The sequence below is a fragment of the Halothiobacillus diazotrophicus genome (genome assembly GCF_001663815.1).
GTDB lineage: Bacteria > Pseudomonadota > Gammaproteobacteria > Halothiobacillales > Halothiobacillaceae > Halothiobacillus > Halothiobacillus diazotrophicus.
This window is the reverse complement of the sequence record NZ_CP016027.1, coordinates 2,387,742-2,408,346: the sequence shown is the minus strand read 5'-3', so window position 1 is coordinate 2,408,346 and position 20,605 is coordinate 2,387,742. Positions and strand designations below refer to the sequence as shown.

Here is a 20,605-nt window from a genome sequence, read left to right as displayed (position 1 = left end):
GGTCAGTGCGATTCGGGATCGCGCCGGCTCTCCGGCGCCTCGACATCGGACGCCGAGTCGCCCGCGTCATCGTTGCCGGCTTCCGTGTCCGATCCACCTTCCCCGTCTGCGGAAGCCGGCTTGCGGCGCCGGCGGCGGCGGGGCTTGCGCTTCTTCTTGGCCGGATCCTGCTCGCCATCGCCGTCGGTTTCCGCGTCGACATCGGCATCCTGCGCCTCAATCTCCTCCATGGCCTCCTCATCGTCCGGCAACACGAAATCGATCTTGCGTTCGTCGAGGTCCACCCGCGCCACCCGCACGCGGATTTCGTCGTTCAGGGCATAGACGCGCCCGGTCCGTTCACCGCGCAGCGACAGCGTGACAGGATCGAACAGGTAGTAGTCCTTGGTCAGCGCCGTAATGTGCAGCAGCCCTTCGACGAAGAACTCCTTCAGCTCGATGAACAGCCCAAAGCCCAATACCGAAGACACGCGTCCGGCATAGACCTCACCCACCTTGTCCAGCATGAACTCGCACTTGAGCCAATCGGTCGCATCGCGCGTCGCCTCGTCGGCACGGCGCTCGTTGTTGGAGCAGTGCTCACCAATGATCACCATCTCGTCGTGCGAATAGGGGAAGCGCCCGGCACCGCCGGTTCTCAGCACGTGACGGATCGCCCGGTGCACCATCAGATCCGGATAACGGCGGATGGGTGAGGTGAAATGCGCATAGTGCTCGTGCGCCAAACCGAAGTGCCCGAGGTTCTCCGGGGCGTAGACGGCCTGGCGCAGAGAGCGCAGGATCATGGTCTGGATGATCGGGAAATCCGGGCGAAGCTGGGCAGCGGACAACAGCTCGTTGAAATGGCGCGGCGTCGGTTCATCGCCGCCGCCCAAACCCAGGCCCTTCTCGGCCAGCATGGCACGCAGATCCGTCAGCTTCTCCGCTGTCGGCCGATCGTGCACGCGATACAGGGCGGGAATCTTCTGCTCGGCGACGAAACGTCCGGCCGCCACGTTCGCGGCGATCATGCACTCCTCGATGATCTTGTGGGCATCATTGCGCTCGTAGGGCACGATCGCCTCGATCTTGCGGCCTTCGCCAAACACGATGCGCGTTTCGACGGTATCGAAATCGATGGCGCCCCGCTGCTCTCGCTGGGCGCGCAGCACGTGATAGACCGCATACAGGGATTCCAGCGGATCGAGCAGATGCGCGTGGGCGCCGCGCGCTTCCTCGTCACGGGTCACCAGGATCTGGGCGACGGTGTCGTAAGTTAGTCGCGCCGCGGAGCGCATCACGCCCTCGAAGAACCGGTACTGGACGAGCCGCCCCTCGCGATCGATCTGCATGTCCGCACAGAGGCAAAGCCGATCCACTTCGGGATTCAGCGAGCACAGGCCATTGGACAGGATTTCCGGCAGCATCGGCACGACGCGGCCCGGGAAATAGACGGACGTCGCCCGGCAGAACCCTTCACGGTCGAGTGCCGTACCGACGCGCACGTAGTGACTGACGTCCGCGATCGCGACCAGCACCCGGAAACCCGCTTCCGTCGGCTGGCAGTACACGGCATCGTCGAAATCCTTGGAATCGGCGCCGTCGATGGTGACGAGCGGCAGATGCCGCAGATCGATCCGGCCAACCTTGTCGGCCTCGCTGACCTGATCGCTCATGCCGTCGATCGCTTCCAGTACGGCTTCCGGCCACTCGTGCGGAATACCATGGGAACGGATGGCGACATCGATCTCCATGCCGGGCGACATGTGATCGCCCAGCACCTCGACGATCTTGCCCACCGGCTTGTGGCGCAAGGTCGGCTGTTCGACCAGGGCCACGCGCACGATCTGCCCGTCCCGCGCACCATTCAAGTCGGTCATCGGCACCAGAACATCCTGGGTCATGCGCGCGTGATCCGGGACCACGAAAGCAATCCCCGCCTCAAGCACGAGGCGACCGACGATCTCGGCATTTGCTCGTTCGATCACCTCGACGAGATTGCCCTCGCGGCGACCCCGGCGATCGACCCCCGTCACCTGGACGACGGCGCGGTCGCCGTTGAGCAGGGCGCGCATCACACGGGGCGACAGGAAGACATCATCGCCGCCATCGTCGGGCACCAGGAAACCGAAGCCGTCACGATGACCCAGGACCCGGCCGCGAACCAGCTCGGTCTGGGTGACCGGCACATAACCGCCACGGCGGTTGCGGATCACCTGGCCATCACGCTCCATGGCCCGCAACCGTCGCGTGAGCCCTTCGATACGCTCCTCGTCGCCATCGTACTCGAGCTGGCTGATCATCCGGTTCAGCGTCAGCGGGCCATCATGCTCGGTCAACACCTGCAAAATGAACTCGCGACTGGCCACCGGATTGTCGTACTTCTCAGCCTCGAGGGCCGCGTTCGGATCTACTACCGTCTCTTGGGTCATGGAAACCTTATGCTTGGGAAATTCTGAAAATTAGGCTCTGAAATTGGCCATTATGCGCATCGCTCGGCATGTTCAATACAGCCGGGGCGCAGGGCTGCGCGCAATACCGGATCGATCCGCCCGCCGCACAACCCGTTCAATTTAGCATAAAAAGCCAATCGAATCAGATTGCCGATGCGCCATGCACTATACTGACGACCAAATGCAAGAGTCGCACTTCCAGCTCGTTACCGATTATCAACCCGCCGGCGACCAGCCCACCGCCATCGCCCAACTGACCGAAGGGCTGAGCGATGGACTGGCGCAACAGACGCTGCTGGGCGTGACCGGCTCGGGCAAGACGTTCACGATCGCCAACGTCATCGACCGCGTGCAGCGCCCCGCCCTGGTCCTCGCCCCCAACAAGACGCTCGCCGCCCAGCTGTATGGCGAGCTCAAGGGCTTCTTCCCCCGGAATGCGGTGGAATACTTCGTCTCCTACTACGACTACTATCAGCCGGAAGCCTATGTCCCGGCCTCCGACACCTTCATCGAGAAGGACGCCTCGGTCAACGAACATATCGAACAGATGCGACTCTCCGCCACCAAGGCACTGCTCGAACGCCGCGACGTCATTATCGTCGCCACGGTCTCGTCGATCTACGGGCTCGGCGACCCCAATGCCTACCTGAAGATGATCCTGCATCTCGTGCGCGGCGAGAAGGCGGACCAGCGGCAGATTCTGCGCCGGCTGGCGGAAATGCAATACACCCGAAACGACATGGACTTCCGCCGGGGCACCTATCGGGTTCGCGGCGACGTCATCGATATCCATCCCGCAGAATCGGATGACGAGGGCGTCCGGATCGAGCTGTTCGACAATGAGATCGAACAGATCACGCTGTTCGATCCGCTGACCGGGGCCACGCGCCGACGCATTCCACGATACACGGTCTATCCGTCATCCCACTATGTGACGCCGCGCGACCAGCTGCTGACGGCGGTCGAACTGATCAAGACCGAACTGGACGATCGCCTCAAGGTGCTCGAGGCGGAAAACAAGCTCGTCGAGGCCCAGCGGTTGGCGCAACGAACCCGATTCGACATCGAGATGATCCGCGAACTCGGCTACTGCAACGGCATCGAGAACTACTCCCGCTACCTGTCGGGCCGGGCACCCGGCGAACCACCCCCATGCCTGTACGACTACCTGCCGCCCGACGCCCTGCTGGTCATCGACGAATCGCACGTGACCGTCCCCCAACTCGGCGCCATGTACAAGGGGGACCGCTCCCGCAAGGAAACCCTCGTGAACTTCGGTTTCCGACTCCCCTCCGCCCTCGACAATCGACCGCTGCAGTTCGCGGAGTTCGAACGGATGATGCCGCAGACCATTCACGTATCCGCCACCCCCGGCCCCTACGAGGACGCGCACGCGGCCCAGGTCGTCGAACAGGTGGTTCGCCCCACGGGGCTCATCGATCCCGAGATCGAGATCCGCCCGGTGGCCAGCCAGGTGGACGATGTCCTGTCGGAAATCACCCAACGCGCGGAGAAAGAGGAACGCGTCCTCATCACGACGTTGACCAAGCGCATGGCCGAAGACCTCACGGACTATCTGTCCGAGCACGGCGTACGCGTGCGCTATCTACACTCCGACGTCGACACGGTGGAACGCGTCGAAATCATCCGCGATCTTCGGCTGGGGCATTTCGACGCCCTCATCGGCATCAACCTGCTGCGCGAAGGCCTGGATATCCCGGAGGTGTCCCTGGTTGCCATTTTCGACGCGGACAAGGAAGGATTCCTTCGTTCGGAACGCTCGTTGATCCAGACCATCGGCCGGGCCGCGCGGAATCTGCATGGCAAGGCGATTCTTTATGCCGACCGGGTGACCGATGCCATGCGCAAGGCGATTGACGAAACGGAGCGGCGCCGGGAAAAGCAGATGCAGTTCAATCGCGAGCAGGGCATCACGCCGACGGGTATCACAAAGCGGATTCGGGACATTCTGGAATCCGGCGAGGATCGCATCCCCGGCGCCAAACCGGCCGCGCGCGGTCAATCCCGTACACGAGGTGTCGCCGAAACCAGCGGCGCATACCAGTCACCGGAACAGACCCTGCGCACGATCAAGGGATTGGAGGCCGAGATGTACCAGGCCGCGCGCGACCTCGAATTCGAACAGGCCGCCCAGATCCGCGACCAGATCCAGAAGCTGCGCGAACAGCTTATCCTTCAGGACGCGGACTGATAATTCAGCAATGTGAGGGCACAAAAAAACCCGGCCTAAGCCGGGCTGTCCACTTCACGCGCCAAGGCGCATGACGCCGTTCAATTATTGGCCTGCTGGCGCGCTCTGCATGTTGCCATGCATTTTCATCGCCTGCTGCTGTAGGTCGCGCATTTTCTGCTCGTCCTTGTCGAGATCGGCAAACAGCTTCTTCGACTTCGGATCGACCTTGATCATTTCCGCACGAACATCATTGCGCAGTTTCTCGGACTTCTTCTGGATCTTGGGATCCTGGAAGGCACGCTCTTGACGCTGTTCGAACTCCTGCTGCCCAGCACGGAATTTCTGGATTTCTTTCATTTTCTCGGGATCGGAATCCTGCATCGACTGGATCTTAGTGACCATCGACTTCAGCTCATCGTACTTGGCCTGTGCATCGTAGTCCTTGTCGGACATGGCTGACTTGATGTCATCGCGCAGGGAATCGCGATCCTTCCCGAGACGGGGATTCTTCTTGTAGGCCTTCTCCTCGATCGCCTGCAGCTGCTGCTCGATAGCACCAATTTCTTCATGCGTGGCCTTGAACTCGTTCATCAGCTTCATCTGCTCGGGGCTCAACTGAGGCGCCACCTGCTGCGCGGCGGCGGGTGGCGGCGTGGCGGCTCCGGAAGCACTGTCATCGGCGGCTGCGGCGACGCCCATCCAGGATGCGCAGGCGATACCGAGCGCCAGGGCCGTTTTATGGAAGGAACGATTCAAACGATCTACGATCATGAGCAACTCCGATTGATGTATAAAACTTTACTTAGCTGATAGAGTCTGACAAAGGCGGCAACAAATAACAACCGAATGTATCCGCCCATTTACTATTTCCTCACAGAAGCGTTCCATCATTCCACCTCTCACTTACTACCCGAAGGAGCACCCCATGCTGATCGAGAAGAAAAGCCCTTACGACCTGGAGACCACCTGCCAGCGCCTGACCGAGGCAGTCAAGGCCAATGGTTTCGGCGTACTTCATGTGCACGACATCAAGAATACGCTGGAGGGCAAAGGGATCCCCTTCGATCCGGCTTGTCGCGTCTTCGAGGTCTGCAACCCGAAACGCGCCAAGGAAGTGCTCACCATCCAGATCAGTCTCGCAAACGCCCTTCCCTGCCGGATCGCTGTTTATGAGCGTGATGGCGGCATTATCGTGTCCATGATGAGTCCGGCCAGCATTCTGAACGTATTAAGCGACGATCAGACACTCGCGGAAATTGCCACGTCGGTCGAGGCATCGATGGTGACCATGATCGACCAGGCGATTGCCTGAACCAGCGCGCGTAAGAACAAAAAAACCGGCCAATGGCCGGTTTTTTTACGCCTGCACGCAGATTACTCGGAGGCAGATACTTCGCCGCGCTCCACGAATTCGACATAGGCCATCGGCGCATTGTCGCCCGGGCGGTTGCCGCACTTCAGGATGCGCACATAACCACCGGCCCGGGATTGGAATCGCGGACCCAAATCACCGAACAACTTGCCAACAACAGCCTTGTTACGGGTACGGGCAAACGCCAGACGGCGAGCATGAACGGAATCTTCCTTGGCCAGGGTGATCAGGGGCTCGGCAAAACGACGGAGCTCCTTGGCCTTGGGCAGGGTGGTCTTGATCAGCTCGTGCTCGATCAAGGAATTAGTCAAAGAACGCATCAACGCACTGCGTTGATCGGAATTACGGCCTAACTGACGGCCCGAAAGACGGTGACGCATCTCAAATACCCCAAAAATTTCAAGTAGCTTAGATCTTGGTCTCAGCCAGATTTTGTAACTCAGCCGGCGGCCAGCTTTCGAGTCGCTGTCCCAGTGACAACCCCTGCTTCGCCAGGACATCCTTGATTTCGGTCAGGGATTTCTTGCCCAGGTTCGGGGTTTTGAGCAGTTCAATTTCGGTGCGCTGAATCAGGTCACCGATGTAATAAATGTTTTCGGCCTTCAGGCAGTTGGCGGAACGAACCGTCAGCTCCAAGTCATCGACCGGCCGCAACAGAATCGGATCGACGGTCGGCGCCTGCTCTTGAACCGGCTCGGATTTCTCCGCTTTCAGGTCCACGAAGACAGACAACTGGTCAACCAGAATGCCTGCAGCATGACGAATGGCATCCTCGGCAGAAATGGAACCATTGGTTTCGATATCGAGCACCAGGGAATCCAGATCGGTACGCTGCTCCACACGCGCGCGCTCAACCGAATAAGCGACACGACGCAGAGGAGAGAAGGATGCATCCACTAGCAGACGGCCAATTTGACCACCCGACTCTTCACGACGCGCGCTGGCAGGGACATAGCCTTTGCCACGCTGCACCTTGAATGTCATCGCGAGTGCCCCCTGTACGTTCAGGGTCGCAATGTGATGATCGGGATTGATGATCTCGACGGCATGGTCAGTCTTGATATCCGCTGCGGTAATCGTACCGGGACCCGTCTTCTTGATGCTCAGAACCGCCTCATCACGGCCGTGCAGAACGACGGACAGCCCCTTGAGATTCAACAGGATCTCGAGGACGTCTTCGTGTACACCTTCGATCGTGGTGTATTCGTGAACTACGCCTTCGATTTCTGCCTCGGTCACCGCAACGCCCGGGATGGAAGACAGCAGGATACGACGGAGCGCATTACCCAGCGTATAGCCAAAACCGCGCTCAAGCGGCTCCAGCACGACGCGCGCACGCGTTTCGTCCAGAACCTGGACATCAACCAATCGCGGCTTGAGCAGTTCGGTAGAACCCAATTGCATGACGTACCCTCGCAAATATTACTTGGAATACAACTCGACAACGAGTGATTCATTGATTTCGGCAGGCAGTTCGTCACGAACCGGCGCAGCCTTGAAGACGCCTTCCATCTTGGCCGCATCGACGCTGATCCAATCGACGGTCGGACGCTGGGCAGCCAACTCGATGGCGTCCTTGATACGCTGCTGCTTGCGTGCGGATTCACGAACGGCGATCACGTCATTGGCAGAAACCTGGAATGACGGGATGTTCACGACCACGCCGTTGACGGTCACACAGCGGTGGGACACGATCTGGCGGGCTTCCGCACGCGTGGAGCCGAACCCCATGCGGTAGACGACGTTGTCCAGACGGCACTCAAGCAACTGAAGGAGGTTTTCACCCGTAGAACCCTTCTGCTGAGAAGCCTTCTTGAAGTAATTGGCGAACTGACGCTCCAGAACGCCATAGATACGACGCAACTTCTGCTTTTCGCGCAGCTGAGTACCGTAACCGGATACCTTCTGCTTGCGTGCGGCACCATGCTGGCCAGGAGCACGGTCATGGTGGCACTTGTCTTCATGAGACCGGACGCCGGATTTCAGGAACAGGTCAGTGCCTTCGCGGCGACTTAACTTACACTTAGGACCAAGATAACGAGCCATGATCTAAAACCCCTTACACGCGACGCTTTTTCGGCGGCCGGCAGCCATTGTGAGGAATGGGCGTCACGTCAGTGATCATGCCCACCTTGAAACCGACGGCATTCAATGCACGAATCGTCGATTCGCGACCCGGACCGGGACCCTTGATTTCGACGTCGATGTTCTTGACGCCATAGGCCTTGGCCGCTTCGCCGGCGCGCTCCGCCGCAACCTGTGCGGCAAAAGGCGTGGACTTGCGTGAACCACGGAAACCCGAGCCACCCGAGGTGGCCCAGCTCAGGGCATTACCCTGACGGTCCGTGATCGTCACGATCGTGTTGTTGAAGGATGCATGCACATGGGCAACAGCATCCGTAACCACGCGCTTGATTTTCTTGCGCGCAGGGGCATTCGATTTAGCCATTAAATTATCCTACTCTCGATGATCGAAGAATATTAAGCCTGGATCAACGCTTGACCAGGCGACGCGGACCCTTACGAGTCCGTGCATTAGTTCGCGTGCGTTGTCCGCGAAGAGGCAGCCCGCGACGATGACGCAGACCACGATAACAACCCAGATCCATCAGGCGCTTGATGTTCATGGCGACATCACGACGCAGGTCGCCTTCAACCACGAACTTGGCAACTTCGGCACGCAGAGCCTCGACTTCAGATTCGGAAAGATCACGAACCTTACGGGTCGGCTCGACCGCAGCAGCCTGACAGATACCTTTGGCACGGGTCGGGCCAATGCCATAAATGGAAGTAAGTGCAATTACCACGTGCTTTTGCACTGGAATGTTAATTCCCGCTATACGTGCCATCGAAGATCACCTTAAAAAATGAGCGCGAAACATTAAACCAAATTCACGAACAACGCAAGTGCTGTTTCGTGGAATTATAGACCGGATTTGAAGTGTGCTTTACGCACCAAACTATCGTACTGATGAGAAACGAGATGGGACTGGACCTGCGCCATGAAGTCCATCAGCACAACCACAATAATCAGCAAGGAAGTGCCACCGAAATAGAAAGGCACATTCCAATACAGGATCAGGAACTCAGGAAGCAAACAGACCGCCGTGATATACAAGGCGCCCCAGAACGTCAGGCGGGTGAGCACCTTGTCGATATAGCGGGCAGTATGCTCACCGGGTCGAATCCCTGGGACGAACGCACCGGATCGCTTCAGGTTATCTGCAGTTTCTCGGGCATTGAACACCAAGGCCGTATAGAAAAAGCAGAAAAAGATAATCGCGGTTGCATACAGGCCAACATACAACGGCTGCCCCGGGGACAGTGCCGTCGACAGGTTACGCAGCCATGCCATGTTTTCCTGCTGCCCCAACCAATTACCGAGTGTAGCCGGGAACAGAATGATGCTGGACGCAAAGATCGGCGGGATCACGCCAGCCATGTTCAGCTTGAGTGGCAAATGCGAACTTTGTGAGCCCGCTGCACCCCGTCCCTGCTGACGACGGGCGTAATTGACCGTGATGCGACGCTGACCACGCTCAATGAATACGACGAAAGCCGTCACGGCGAGAATCAGCACCGCCAGCACCAACAGGGTAATCACGCTCAATTCACCGGTCCGAACCAACTCGGCGGTGCCACCGATTGCCGTCGGCAGACCTGCAACAATACCGGCGAAAATGATCAGGGAAATCCCGTTGCCCACACCGCGTTCGGTGATCTGCTCACCTAGCCAGACGAGAAGCATCGTACCGGTGACCAGAGTCATCGTTGCCACGAACAGAAAACCGATCCCCGGCGAGTAGACGAGCGGAGCACCGCCGACCGACTGCCCCTGGAGAGCTATCGATACACCCAGTGCCTGGACCAGGCCCAGCCCCAGGGTGCCGTATCGTGTGTACTGGGTTATCTTGCGTCGACCCGCCTCGCCTTCCTTCTTGATGCGCTCAAGTGTCGGCACCACAGAGGTAAGCAACTGCACGATGATGGAGGCGGAGATGTACGGCATGACACCGAGGGCAAACAGGGACATCCGGGAAAGCGCACCGCCGGAGAACATGTTCATCATGCCCAGGATACCGCCAGCGTGCTGGCTGAAAAGCGATTGCATGACACCAATGTCAATTCCCGGCAGGGGAATGAACGTACCGATCCGATAAACGACCAGCACCATGATGACAAAGAAAATACGTTGCCGGAGCTCGGTCAGACGACCGGCCCCGGCAAGTGCGGCTATTCCTGCATTCGCTTGTGACACAGATTACTCCGCTTTACCGCCTGCAGCGAGGATCGCGCTACGTGCACCCTTGCTGACTCGCACACCCTGGATTTCCAGAGCCTTGGTCACTTCACCGGAGAGCATGATCTTCACGTAACGGATATCGTTACGAATCAGACCCGCTGCCTTCAGGGTTTCGAGAGAGACCACACCATCAAGCTGGTTCAACTCGGAGGTACGGATCTCGGCCGTTTCCAGCGCGCGCAGCGAACGGAAGCCGATTTTCGGCAGACGACGCTGGATGGGCATCTGACCGCCTTCGAAGCCGGTCTTGTGGAAACCGCCGGAGCGGGACTTCTGACCCTTGTGACCGCGACCTGCGGTCTTGCCGAGACCGGAACCGACACCGCGACCGACGCGGGTACGCTCCTTACGACTGCCATCAGCTGGCGACAAATTATTCAGACGCATTATTTTGATTCCTGAATTTCGAGCAGGTAGTTGACCTTGTTGATCATGCCCCGGTTCTCGGGGGTATCGATCACCTCAACAACCTGATTCATACGCGACAGGCCCAATCCACGGACGCACGCCTTGTGCGCGGCCAAGCGACCAATGGTGGAACGGACCAGCTTGATACGGACCGTTTGCTGCTTGCTCATGACTGCGCTCCGATGATTTCCTCGACCCGCTTGCCACGCTTTGCGGCAATGCTTTCCGGCGAGTTGATACCCTTGAGGCCATTCACGGTCGCACGGATCACGTTCATGTGATTACGGGTACCGATGCACTTGGCGAGTACGTTTCGTACGCCAGCAGCCTCGAAAACAGCGCGCATCGCGCCCCCCGCAATGACGCCCGTACCTTCGGACGCGGGCTTCATGAACACCTTGGCTGCGCCATGCTCGCCATTGGTCGGGTAATAGAGCGTACCGTCACGCAGCGGCACTTCGACCATACTGCGCTTGGCACGATCCATCGCCTTCTGGATGGCCGCAGGTACTTCCTTAGCCTTACCGTAACCGTAGCCTACCCGCCCTTCGCCATCGCCAACAACGGTCAGCGCGGTGAATGAGAAGATACGACCACCCTTCACGACCTTGGCCACACGATTGACGGCGACCAATTTCTCGATCAGGCCGTCGGTGGATACTTCGTTAGAATTTCGACTCATTGCTTAACCCCTTAGAATTGCAGACCGGCTTCACGCGCGGACTCGGCCAGGGCCTTGATACGGCCATGAAAGATGAAGCCGGCGCGATCGAAGGCGACCTGGGTAACGCCCTTGGCGATCGCTGCTTGAGCGATGGCTGCACCGACCCGCTTTGCGGCCTCGACGTTGCCGCCATTCTGACCGGGCTGCAGGAAATCCTTGTTCAGGGTCGATACGGAGGCAACAACATTGGCGCCGTCCGGTGTAAAGATCTGAGCGTAGGTATGCTGGGCCGTGCGATATACCGTCAGGCGATGAACACCCAGACGTGCGATCTTTGCACGGGCACGGCGAGCACGCCGCAGACGATTTCTGTTTTTTTCGTTCATAGCGATACCTTACTTCTTCTTCGCTTCTTTACGGAAGATGACCTCATCAAGGTACTTCACACCCTTGCCCTTGTACGGCTCAGGCGGACGGAACCCGCGAATATTGGCGGAAACCTGACCAACCTTCTGACGATCGGCACCCTTGACAACGATCTCTGTCTGGCTCGGCGTCTCAATGGTGATGCCGGCTGGTACAGGGAAGTTGATCGGATGAGAGAAACCCAGCGCGAGGTTCAATGTGGTGCCCTGCATTTGCGCACGGTAACCAACCCCGACCAACTGCAGCTTGATCTCAAAACCGCTGGTCACACCCTGGACGTTGTTCTGCGCCAGGGAACGCATGGTACCGGCCATGGGGATATACTGCTCCGAATCGGTATCGAAGCGTAGCTCGTTGGCAGCCACTTCAACCTTAACGGAGGGATGGATCTCCTGGATCATCTGACCTTTGGGGCCTTTGAAGGACAGGGACAGCCCGTCCAGCTTTACCTCGACACCCTTGGGAATGGCGACGGGTTTTTTTGCAACTCGACTCATAATTCACTCCCGGGATCAAGATACAAAGCAGACAATTTCACCGCCGATGTTCTGACGACGCGCTTCACGGTCAGGCATCACACCACGGGAAGTTGATACGATCGCAACACCCAAACCACCGATCACGGAGGGGATCTCATCCGCACTCTTGAAGACGCGGTAACCCGGCTTGGATACGCGCTTGATCATGTCGATAACGGGCTTGCCCTGGAAATACTTCAGAGAAATGGTCAGTGTCGGCTTGGCATCGCCCACAATCTTGACGTCCCCAATGTAACCCTCTTCCTTCAGGACACCGGCAATGGCGACCTTGAACTTGGAAGACGGCATGGAGACTTCAGACTTGCGCGCAGCTTGTGCGTTACGGATGCGGGTCAGCATATCCGAAATAGGATCATTCATACTCATGGCTATTCCCCGTTACCAGCTGGCTTTACGCAGGCCCGGGATTTCACCCGACATGGCCAATTGACGCAATTTGTTACGACCCAGCGCAAACTTGCGATACACACCCTTCGGGCGGCCGGTGATTGCACAGCGGCGAACCTGACGGCACACCGAGGAGTCCCGCGGCAACTTGCTCAATTCGACAGATGCCTTCATCTTGTCGTCGAAGTCCGCATTGACGTCGCTCAGGATGGCGCGCAGCTGGGCGCGTTTTGCGGCATAACGGGCAGCCAGCTTCTGACGCTGTTCTTCCCGATTCAACATACTTTTCTTTGCCATTTCTGCTCCTTACCGACGGAACGGGAAGCCAAAGCCGTTGAGCAATGCCCGGGCCTGGTCGTCCGTTTTCGCGGTAGTTGTGATCGTGATATCCATACCCCGAATCTGATCAATCTTGTCGTAATCGATCTCGGGGAACATGATTTGCTCCTTCACACCCATGCTGTAATTGCCGCGACCGTCGAACGACTTGGGGTTCAGGCCACGGAAATCACGGATACGGGGGATGGAGATGTGGATCAACCGATCGAAGAATTCGTACATCGTACGTCCTCTCAGGGTGACCTTGACGCCCAGAGGCATCCCTTCGCGCAGCTTGAAACCCGCAATGGACTTACGTGCGTAAGTCACAATCGGCTGTTGGCCGGTAATGGCGGCGAGTTCGTTCACTGCACTGTCAATCACTTTCTTGTCACGAGCCGAGTCACCCAAGCCCATGTTCAACGTGATCTTGGTCAGCTTCGGAACGGCCATGACATTGTCAAGCTCAAGCTGCTTCTTCAACTCAGCCTGCAATGTGTTGGTATAGAATTCCTGAAGACGAGCCATTTCAATTCAACCTATTACTTTGTATCAACGACTTCGCCGTTGGATTTAAAAAACCGGACCTTGGTACCGTCTTCAAGCTGCTTGAAGCCGACCCGGTCGCCTTTTTCGGAGGCGGGATTAAACAGCATTACATTGGAAATATCAACCGATTTCTCCATTTCGATAATGCCGCCAGTTTGACCGACCATCGGGTTCGGCTTCTGGTGCTTCTTCACCTTGTTGACGTTCTCGACGACGACACGTGTGCCCCCATCGACGACACGCAGCACGGTGCCCCGGCGACCCTTGTCTTTACCGGCGATAACGACGACTTCATCGCCCTGACGAATCTTACGCATGACGCTTACCTCAAATCACTTCAGGCGCGAGCGAAACGATCTTCATGAATTTCTCGCCACGCAACTCACGGGTCACGGGGCCAAAAATACGAGTGCCGATCGGCTCAAGCTTGTTGTTCAACAAAACAGCGGCATTGCCGTCGAAACGGATCAGCGAACCGTCTGCGCGACGAACGCCTTTCGCAGTGCGAACGACGACCGCGTTGTAGACATCACCCTTTTTCACGCGACCACGCGGAATGGCATCCTTGATGGATACCTTGATGATGTCGCCAATGCCGGCGTAGCGACGGTGTGAGCCGCCCAGCACCTTGATACACTGAACCTTTTTGGCGCCGCTGTTGTCAGCAGAGTCCAGGATTGTTTGCATCTGAATCACAACGAATCTCCTTACACGGACGCGCGGTCGATCACACGAACCAACATCCAGGATTTGGTCTTGGAGATCGGACGCGATTCGCGAATTTCTACACGATCACCAATGCGGGAAATGTTCTCTTCATCGTGAACATGCAGCTTGGTGGTCTTCGTAATGAACTTCCCGTACAGGGGATGCTTCACGCGACGCTCGATGGCAACCGTGATTGACTTGTCCATCTTGTCACTGGTGACGCGACCCACACGGGTACGAACTACTTTTTCTTCAGCTACGGTTGTCATCTCAGCCTTGCTCCTTCTCAGTCAGAACGGTCTTGATCCGTGCCACATTCTTGCGAGCGGCGCGAATCAAATGAGATTTCGATTCCTGACCCGTAGCTTTTTGCATACGCAGGTTGAATTGCTCCTGCTTGATGGCAAGAAATTCTTCGCGCAAGGCTTCCGGCGTTTTTTCACGCAGTTCTGGGGTGATCTTCTTCATTACATCAATACCCGTGTTACAAAGGTCGTCTTGATGGGCAGCTTGGCAGAAGCCAGTGAGAAGGCCTCCCGTGCAACCATTTCGTTGACCCCTTCAATTTCATAGAGCATCTTGCCGGGCTGAATCTTGGCAACCCAGTATTCGACACTACCCTTACCCTTACCCATACGAACCTCGAGCGGTTTCTGGGTGATGGGGGTATCCGGGAAAATCCGGATCCAGATCTTTCCGCCCCGCTTGACGTGACGTGAAATCGCACGACGCGCAGACTCGATCTGACGAGAAGTGATTTCACCACGCTCCAGCGCTTTCAGACCAAACTGGCCGAAGCTGACTTTGTTACCCGTCGTCGCAACGCCCCGGTTTTTACCCCTGAACTGCTTGCGGAATTTTGTACGTTTTGGCAGCAGCATAACTTAAGCTCCACTCACCTTATTTTTGGTTCAGGCTGTAGCGGCTTTGCCGTCACGACTACCCGGGACGCCAAACACTTCACCTTTGAAAATCCAAACCTTGACGCCGATCACGCCGTACGTGGTTTGGGCCTCGGCAAAACCGTAATCGATTTCGGCACGCAGGGTATGCAACGGGACGCGCCCTTCGCGATACCACTCGTTACGTGCGATTTCGGCACCGCCCAGACGGCCGGACACGTTCACCTTGATGCCACCGGCACCCAGACGCATGGTGGTCTGTACGGCACGCTTCATGGCACGACGGAACATGATCCGACGCTCAAGCTGTTGCGCGATGGACTCGGCGACCAGTTGCGCATCGAGTTCCGGCTTACGGATTTCTTCGACGGACAACTTGACCGCATTGCGATCCACGCCCAGCATCGGCGCGATTTCACCGCGCAGACGCTCGATATCCTCGCCCTTGCGGCCGATCACGATACCCGGACGTGCCGTATGAATCGTGACGGACGCTGAACGAGCCGGACGCTCGATCTGGATGCGTGACACCGAAGCTTCCTTCAGCTTGTCCTTGATGAAACCGCGCGCGCGGACGTCCTGGTTCAGCTGAACCGGAAACAATTTGCTGTCGGCATACCAACGCGAGCTCCAATCAGAGGAGATCCCGAGTCGGAAGCCTACCGGATGTACTTTTTGACCCATAACTCCCCCTTAACGCTCGCTAACCGTGACTTTGATGTGACTGGTGCGCTTGAGAATGCGCGCGCCGCGGCCCTTGGCACGAGCGCGGAAACGCTTCAGTACCGGACCTTCGTCCACCATAATCTGAGACACGTGCAGACGATCGACGTCCGCACCCTCGTTGTTCTCGGCGTTAGCAATCGCAGACTCGAGGACTTTCTTGATCAGATCAGCGCCTTTCTTCGGGCTGAAGGCCAGGGTTTCGATGGCTTGCGCCACGCCTTGACCACGGACCAGATCGGCAACCAGACGCGCCTTCTGCGGAGAAATACGCGCATAGCGATGTAGTGCAGTAGCTTGCATATGTGTTTCTCCTAGCGCTTCGCTTTCTTATCAGCGACATGGCCCCGATAGGTACGGGTGGGCGCGAACTCGCCGAGCTTGTGCCCGACCATGTTTTCGTTGATCAATACCGGAATGTGCTGACGACCGTTATGGACGGCGACGGTCAACCCGATGAAATCGGGCAGAATCATCGAGCGCCTGGACCAGGTCTTTATGGGCCGACGGTTATTGGCCGCGACAGCCTCTTCCACCTTTTTCAGCAAGTGATGGTCCACGAATGGACCTTTCTTAAGTGAACGTGGCACCTTGTTTACCCTCTTGAATTATTTCTTGGCACGACGACGAACAATGAACTTGTCCGTACGCTTGTTGGTACGCGTCTTGTAGCCCTTGGTCGGCACGCCCCACGGCGTCACCGGATGGCGACCACCGGAGGTACGACCCTCACCACCACCATGCGGGTGGTCGACCGGGTTCATGACCACACCGCGAACGGTCGGGCGGATGCCGCGCCAACGCTTGGCACCGGCCTTACCCAGAGAGCGCAGGCTGTGTTCGTGGTTGCTCACTTCACCCAGGGTCGCGCGGCACTCGCCGAGCACCTTGCGCATTTCGCCGGAACGCAGACGCACGGTGGCATAGGCCCCCTCACGCGCGACCAGTTGAACGGACGCGCCCGCACTGCGGGCCATTTGCGCACCCTTACCCGGCTTAAGCTCGACCGCATGGATCGTGCTACCGATCGGGATGTTGCGAATCGGCAGGGTGTTGCCTGGACGAATCGGTGCATCGATACCGGACTGAACGACCTGCCCCGGGACCACGCCACGCGGGGCGATGATGTAGGAACGCTCGCCATCCGCATAGACGATCAGTGCGATGTGAGCGGTACGGTTCGGATCGTATTCAATGCGCTCGACGGTGGCAGGTACACCATCCTTCGTCCGCTTGAAATCGACCATCCGGTAATGCTGCTTGTGACCACCGCCAACGTGGCGGGTCGTGATTCGACCGAGGTTGTTACGACCGCCGGTATTGGACTTCTTCTCGAGCAGCGCCGCATAGGGCTCGCCCTTGTACAGGTGAGAGCGATCGATTTCGATCACACCCCGGCGGCCGGGAGAAGTTGGTTTTGCGATTTTCAATGCCATGATAGTTACCCTTCTCAGCCTGCCTGACCCAGGTCGATGACCTGGCCTTCAGCCAATGTGACGTAGGCTTTTTTCCAGTCAGCGCGACGACCGGGGACGCCACGGAAGCGACGGGTCTTGCCCGCCACGTTGGCGACCTGCACAGCCTTGACGCTGACGCCGAACAGCTTCTCGACGGCCGCCTTGATCTCGGCCTTGTCTGCCGTCGTCGCCACGCGGAATACGTACTGGTTCACTTCGTTGGCGCGCGCGGTCTTTTCGGTGACCAGCGGCGCGCGAAGCACGTCGAACAGTTTTTCCTGCATCATGACAACCACTCCTCAACCATCTTCAACGCACCACGGGTCATCACGACGTGATTGGCACCAACCAGGCTAACGGGGTCGAGGGTCGACGCCGTCAGGTAGCCCAGCTCAATCACGTTGCGAGAACCAAGGAACAAATGCTCGTCAAACGCCTCGGTGACCAGCAGCGTGCGCCCCTCAGGCACACCCACGGACTTCAGCAGGGCAATGACTTCGCGCGTCTTGGGCGCAGACACGGAGAGCGCATCAACGATCGTCAAGCGCTCCTGGCGAATCAACTCGGAGAAGATCGAAGCCATGGCAACACGATAGGCCTTGCGGTTGATCTTCTGCTCGAAGTTGCGCGGACGCGCAGCAAACGTCACGCCACCGGTACGCCAGATCGGCGAGCGGGTGGTCCCGTGACGGGAGCGGCCGGTACCTTTCTGGTTCCAGGGCTTTTTGCCGCCACCGGAAACCTCGGAGCGCGTCAACTGACGCTTGGTGCCGGCACGAGAGCCGGCCATGAAAGCAACAATCGCCTGATGAATCAGACCTTCGTTATATGAGCGGTCAAAAACTTGCTCTGAAACGCTGACCGCAGCGCCGTCTTTTACATGTAGTTCCATGTCGCGCCTCAGGATTTAATCTTTACGGAAGGACGGACGATGACGTCGCCGCCGGTGGAGCCGGGTACGACGCCCTTCACCAGGATGAGGCCACGCTCGACATCGACGCGCACAACCTTCAAACCCAGGGAAGACACACGCTCATCACCCATGTGACCCGCCATCTTCTTGCCCGGGAAAACGCGACCCGGGGTCTGGTTTTGACCGATGGAGCCAGGAACACGGTGGGAACGGGAGTTACCGTGCGTCGCGTCCTGGGTGCGGAAGTTGTGACGCTTGACCGTACCGGCGAAGCCCTTACCCTTGCTCTGACCGGCCACGTCGACCATCGGCACGCCATCGAAGATGGCAACCGTGATCTCTGCGCCCGGCTGGAAGCCAGCAGCAACTTCATCCGTCAGACGGAATTCGGTGGACAGGCGACCCGCCGTGGTCTCGGCCTTGGCATAATGCCCAGCCATCGCCTTGGTGACGCGACTCGCACGGCGAGCGCCCGTAGTTACCTGAATGGCTGTGTAGCCATCCACCTCAGGAGTCTTGACCTGAGTCACACGATTCGGCTCGACCTCGATGACGGTCACCGGCACGGAAACGCCGGAATCGTCAAATACGCGGGTCATGCCGACCTTACGACCGACAACACCTAATGACATGGTTATACCTCTAGATTTATACAAGGCGCCGATTACGATTGACCGGATCGCCTAAAAAACCAGCCCGATGCAACAGCACCGGGCTGAAAAGGGTCATTAATTTATCAGGATTCCAATAAGACGTAAAGCCCTATTTGGAAACCGATCAATTCAGACGAATCTGAACATCCACCCCGGCAGCCAGATCAAGTTGCATCAGCAGATCGACGGTCCGATCGGTCGGATCGACGATGTCCAGAACACGCTTGTGGGTACGCAGCTCGTACTGGTCACGCGCATCCTTGTTCACGTGCGGAGAAACCAGAACGGTGAAACGCTCCTTGCGGCTCGGCAACGGAATGGGACCCTTGACCCGCGCGCCAGAGCGACGGGCAGTTTCTACAATTTCAGCCGCAGAGCGGTCGATCAAACGGTGATCGAAGCTCTTCAGACGAATACGGATAGTTTGTGAAGCCATGAATCTTTACTCGATGATTTTGGAAACGACACCGGCGCCGACGGTACGGCCACCTTCGCGAATCGCGAAACGCAGACCATCTTCCATCGCGATCGGCGCGATCAGGCTGACCGTCATCGCAACGTTGTCGCCCGGCATGACCATCTCGGTGCCTTCCGGCAGTACGCAGGAACCGGTCACGTCCGTGGTACGGAAGTAGAACTGCGGACGGTAGCCGTTGAAGAACGGCGTATGACGACCACCTTCGTCCTTGCTCAGGATGTACACCTCAGCTTCGAACTTGGTGTGCGGCTTGATGCTGCCCGGCTTGCACAGGACCTGACCACGCTCGACGTCGTCACGCTTGGTGCCGCGCAGGAGGATACCGACGTTGTCGCCAGCCTGACCCTGGTCGAGCAGCTTGCGGAACATTTCGACGCCGGTCACGGTGGTCTTCTGGGTGTCGCGGATACCGACGATTTCGATTTCCTCGCCCACCTTGATGATGCCGCGCTCGACACGACCGGTCACCACGGTGCCACGACCGGAGATGGAGAATACGTCTTCCACCGGCATCAGGAAGGTACCGTCAACGGCACGCTCCGGCTCGGGGATGTAGGAGTCCATCGCCTCGACCAGACGAACGACTGACGGGGCGCCGATTTCGCTCTGGTCGCCTTCCAGCGCCTTCAGGGCGGAACCGGTGATGATCGGGGTGTCGTCGCCCGGGAATTCGTACTGGCTCAGCAGGTCGCGGATTTCCATCTCGACCAGTTCCAGCAGTTCCGGATCGTCAACCATGTCGGCCTTGTTCAGGAATACGACGATGTAGGGTACGCCGACCTGACGGGACAGCAGGATGTGCTCACGGGTCTGCGGCATCGGGCCGTCGGCAGCGGAGCATACCAGGATCGCGCCGTCCATCTGGGCGGCACCGGTGATCATGTTCTTGACGTAGTCGGCGTGGCCCGGGCAGTCAACGTGGGCGTAGTGACGGGTCGCGGACTCGTATTCAACGTGGGAGGTGGAGATCGTGATACCACGCGCCTTCTCTTCCGGCGCCTTGTCGATCTGGTCGAAAGCCATTGCCGAACCGCCGCCAAACGTCTCCGCCATCACCTTGGTGATCGCCGCAGTCAGCGTCGTCTTGCCGTGATCCACGTGGCCAATCGTACCCACGTTCACGTGTGGTTTGGTACGTTCAAACTTCTCTTTTGCCATGATAAAAACCTCAAAAAACTG

The 20,605-nt window shown here is 58.1% G+C and carries 32 protein-coding genes; 2 read left to right on the top strand and 30 right to left on the bottom strand.

Annotated features, from left to right (window positions below; genetic code table 11):
- Positions 1-2: 2 nt before the first annotated feature.
- Positions 3-2,411, bottom strand: a complete 2,409-nt coding sequence (gene rnr / locus A9404_RS10705; RefSeq protein ID WP_082922916.1) for a ribonuclease R — start codon at positions 2,409-2,411, stop codon at positions 3-5.
- A gap of 202 nt (positions 2,412-2,613) precedes the next feature.
- Between rnr and uvrB the strand changes: the two genes are divergently transcribed.
- A complete protein-coding gene (gene uvrB, locus A9404_RS10700; RefSeq protein ID WP_082923040.1) occupies positions 2,614-4,644 on the top strand; it encodes an excinuclease ABC subunit UvrB in 2,031 nt (676 codons plus the stop codon).
- 84 nt (positions 4,645-4,728) lie between these two features.
- Here uvrB and A9404_RS10695 read toward each other — a convergent pair whose 3' ends face one another.
- A complete protein-coding gene (locus A9404_RS10695) occupies positions 4,729-5,397 on the bottom strand; it encodes a hypothetical protein (RefSeq protein WP_066101341.1) in 669 nt (222 codons plus the stop codon).
- 154 nt (positions 5,398-5,551) lie between these two features.
- On the opposite strand from A9404_RS10695, the gene A9404_RS10690 reads away from it, so the two are divergent.
- The gene (locus A9404_RS10690; protein WP_066101338.1) at positions 5,552-5,938 is read left to right on the top strand and encodes a DUF302 domain-containing protein; all 387 of its coding nucleotides are present in this window, start codon (positions 5,552-5,554) and stop codon (positions 5,936-5,938) included.
- A 62-nt stretch (positions 5,939-6,000) separates the two neighbouring features.
- On the opposite strand, the gene rplQ is transcribed toward A9404_RS10690, so the two are convergent.
- The 28 genes from rplQ to tuf form a co-directional block, all read right to left on the bottom strand.
- A complete protein-coding gene (gene rplQ / locus A9404_RS10685; protein WP_066101335.1) occupies positions 6,001-6,378 on the bottom strand; it encodes a 50S ribosomal protein L17 in 378 nt (125 codons plus the stop codon).
- Positions 6,379-6,406: 28 nt separating this feature from the next.
- Complete coding sequence (locus A9404_RS10680) at positions 6,407-7,402, bottom strand: DNA-directed RNA polymerase subunit alpha (protein WP_066101332.1); 996 nt, start codon at positions 7,400-7,402, stop codon at positions 6,407-6,409.
- Positions 7,403-7,420: 18 nt separating this feature from the next.
- Positions 7,421-8,044 carry a 30S ribosomal protein S4 gene (gene rpsD / locus A9404_RS10675; protein WP_066101328.1) on the bottom strand — a complete coding sequence of 208 codons (624 nt, stop codon included), beginning with the start codon at positions 8,042-8,044 and terminating at the stop codon, positions 7,421-7,423.
- A 13-nt stretch (positions 8,045-8,057) separates the two neighbouring features.
- Positions 8,058-8,447 (bottom strand): 30S ribosomal protein S11, encoded by a 390-nt coding sequence (gene rpsK / locus A9404_RS10670; protein ID WP_066101326.1) that lies wholly within the window; start codon positions 8,445-8,447, stop codon positions 8,058-8,060.
- A 43-nt stretch (positions 8,448-8,490) separates the two neighbouring features.
- Entirely contained in the window at positions 8,491-8,847 is a 357-nt protein-coding gene (gene rpsM, locus A9404_RS10665; protein ID WP_066101324.1) for a 30S ribosomal protein S13, read from the bottom strand.
- Positions 8,848-8,921: 74 nt separating this feature from the next.
- Entirely contained in the window at positions 8,922-10,256 is a 1,335-nt protein-coding gene (gene secY / locus A9404_RS10660) for a preprotein translocase subunit SecY (RefSeq protein ID WP_066101319.1), read from the bottom strand.
- 3 nt (positions 10,257-10,259) lie between these two features.
- On the bottom strand, positions 10,260-10,688 hold the full coding sequence (rplO, locus tag A9404_RS10655; protein WP_066101317.1) for a 50S ribosomal protein L15: 429 nt from the start codon (positions 10,686-10,688) through the stop codon (positions 10,260-10,262).
- On the bottom strand, positions 10,688-10,879 hold the full coding sequence (gene rpmD / locus A9404_RS10650; protein WP_066101314.1) for a 50S ribosomal protein L30: 192 nt from the start codon (positions 10,877-10,879) through the stop codon (positions 10,688-10,690). The genes rplO and rpmD overlap by 1 nt, the downstream gene beginning before the upstream one ends.
- Positions 10,876-11,391: a 30S ribosomal protein S5 gene (gene rpsE, locus A9404_RS10645; protein WP_066101311.1), complete on the bottom strand. Its 516-nt coding sequence runs from the start codon at positions 11,389-11,391 to the stop codon at positions 10,876-10,878. Before rpsE ends, rpmD begins: the two co-directional genes overlap by 4 nt.
- 11 nt (positions 11,392-11,402) lie before the next feature.
- Entirely contained in the window at positions 11,403-11,759 is a 357-nt protein-coding gene (gene rplR / locus A9404_RS10640; protein WP_066101308.1) for a 50S ribosomal protein L18, read from the bottom strand.
- Between the two features lie 9 nt (positions 11,760-11,768).
- A complete protein-coding gene (gene rplF / locus A9404_RS10635; protein ID WP_066101305.1) occupies positions 11,769-12,296 on the bottom strand; it encodes a 50S ribosomal protein L6 in 528 nt (175 codons plus the stop codon).
- A gap of 15 nt (positions 12,297-12,311) precedes the next feature.
- Entirely contained in the window at positions 12,312-12,704 is a 393-nt protein-coding gene (gene rpsH, locus A9404_RS10630) for a 30S ribosomal protein S8 (RefSeq protein WP_066101302.1), read from the bottom strand.
- Between the two features lie 12 nt (positions 12,705-12,716).
- Positions 12,717-13,022, bottom strand: a complete 306-nt coding sequence (gene rpsN / locus A9404_RS10625) for a 30S ribosomal protein S14 (RefSeq protein ID WP_066101299.1) — start codon at positions 13,020-13,022, stop codon at positions 12,717-12,719.
- Between the two features lie 9 nt (positions 13,023-13,031).
- Positions 13,032-13,571, bottom strand: a complete 540-nt coding sequence (gene rplE, locus A9404_RS10620; protein ID WP_066101296.1) for a 50S ribosomal protein L5 — start codon at positions 13,569-13,571, stop codon at positions 13,032-13,034.
- A 14-nt stretch (positions 13,572-13,585) separates the two neighbouring features.
- Positions 13,586-13,909 carry a 50S ribosomal protein L24 gene (gene rplX / locus A9404_RS10615; protein ID WP_066101293.1) on the bottom strand — a complete coding sequence of 108 codons (324 nt, stop codon included), beginning with the start codon at positions 13,907-13,909 and terminating at the stop codon, positions 13,586-13,588.
- Between the two features lie 10 nt (positions 13,910-13,919).
- Positions 13,920-14,288, bottom strand: a complete 369-nt coding sequence (rplN, locus tag A9404_RS10610) for a 50S ribosomal protein L14 (RefSeq protein WP_066101289.1) — start codon at positions 14,286-14,288, stop codon at positions 13,920-13,922.
- Between the two features lie 11 nt (positions 14,289-14,299).
- Positions 14,300-14,569, bottom strand: a complete 270-nt coding sequence (rpsQ, locus tag A9404_RS10605; RefSeq protein WP_066101286.1) for a 30S ribosomal protein S17 — start codon at positions 14,567-14,569, stop codon at positions 14,300-14,302.
- Position 14,570: 1 nt separating this feature from the next.
- A complete protein-coding gene (gene rpmC, locus A9404_RS10600; protein WP_066101284.1) occupies positions 14,571-14,768 on the bottom strand; it encodes a 50S ribosomal protein L29 in 198 nt (65 codons plus the stop codon).
- A complete protein-coding gene (gene rplP, locus A9404_RS10595) occupies positions 14,768-15,181 on the bottom strand; it encodes a 50S ribosomal protein L16 (RefSeq protein WP_066101281.1) in 414 nt (137 codons plus the stop codon). Before rplP ends, rpmC begins: the two co-directional genes overlap by 1 nt.
- Before the next feature lie 30 nt (positions 15,182-15,211).
- Entirely contained in the window at positions 15,212-15,886 is a 675-nt protein-coding gene (rpsC, locus tag A9404_RS10590; protein WP_066101278.1) for a 30S ribosomal protein S3, read from the bottom strand.
- 9 nt (positions 15,887-15,895) lie between these two features.
- Positions 15,896-16,228: a 50S ribosomal protein L22 gene (gene rplV / locus A9404_RS10585; protein WP_066101274.1), complete on the bottom strand. Its 333-nt coding sequence runs from the start codon at positions 16,226-16,228 to the stop codon at positions 15,896-15,898.
- 11 nt (positions 16,229-16,239) lie between these two features.
- The gene (rpsS, locus tag A9404_RS10580) at positions 16,240-16,515 is read right to left on the bottom strand and encodes a 30S ribosomal protein S19 (protein WP_066101270.1); all 276 of its coding nucleotides are present in this window, start codon (positions 16,513-16,515) and stop codon (positions 16,240-16,242) included.
- A gap of 18 nt (positions 16,516-16,533) precedes the next feature.
- Positions 16,534-17,361, bottom strand: a complete 828-nt coding sequence (gene rplB / locus A9404_RS10575) for a 50S ribosomal protein L2 (RefSeq protein WP_066101267.1) — start codon at positions 17,359-17,361, stop codon at positions 16,534-16,536.
- Positions 17,362-17,375: 14 nt separating this feature from the next.
- Positions 17,376-17,666, bottom strand: a complete 291-nt coding sequence (gene rplW, locus A9404_RS10570; protein ID WP_197490495.1) for a 50S ribosomal protein L23 — start codon at positions 17,664-17,666, stop codon at positions 17,376-17,378.
- Positions 17,666-18,274 (bottom strand): 50S ribosomal protein L4, encoded by a 609-nt coding sequence (gene rplD / locus A9404_RS10565; protein WP_066101260.1) that lies wholly within the window; start codon positions 18,272-18,274, stop codon positions 17,666-17,668. Before rplD ends, rplW begins: the two co-directional genes overlap by 1 nt.
- An 8-nt stretch (positions 18,275-18,282) precedes the next feature.
- Entirely contained in the window at positions 18,283-18,927 is a 645-nt protein-coding gene (rplC, locus tag A9404_RS10560; protein ID WP_066101258.1) for a 50S ribosomal protein L3, read from the bottom strand.
- A gap of 145 nt (positions 18,928-19,072) precedes the next feature.
- The gene (gene rpsJ / locus A9404_RS10555; RefSeq protein WP_066101255.1) at positions 19,073-19,384 is read right to left on the bottom strand and encodes a 30S ribosomal protein S10; all 312 of its coding nucleotides are present in this window, start codon (positions 19,382-19,384) and stop codon (positions 19,073-19,075) included.
- 6 nt (positions 19,385-19,390) lie between these two features.
- The gene (gene tuf / locus A9404_RS10550; RefSeq protein ID WP_066101216.1) at positions 19,391-20,584 is read right to left on the bottom strand and encodes an elongation factor Tu; all 1,194 of its coding nucleotides are present in this window, start codon (positions 20,582-20,584) and stop codon (positions 19,391-19,393) included.
- Positions 20,585-20,605 lie beyond the last annotated feature (21 nt).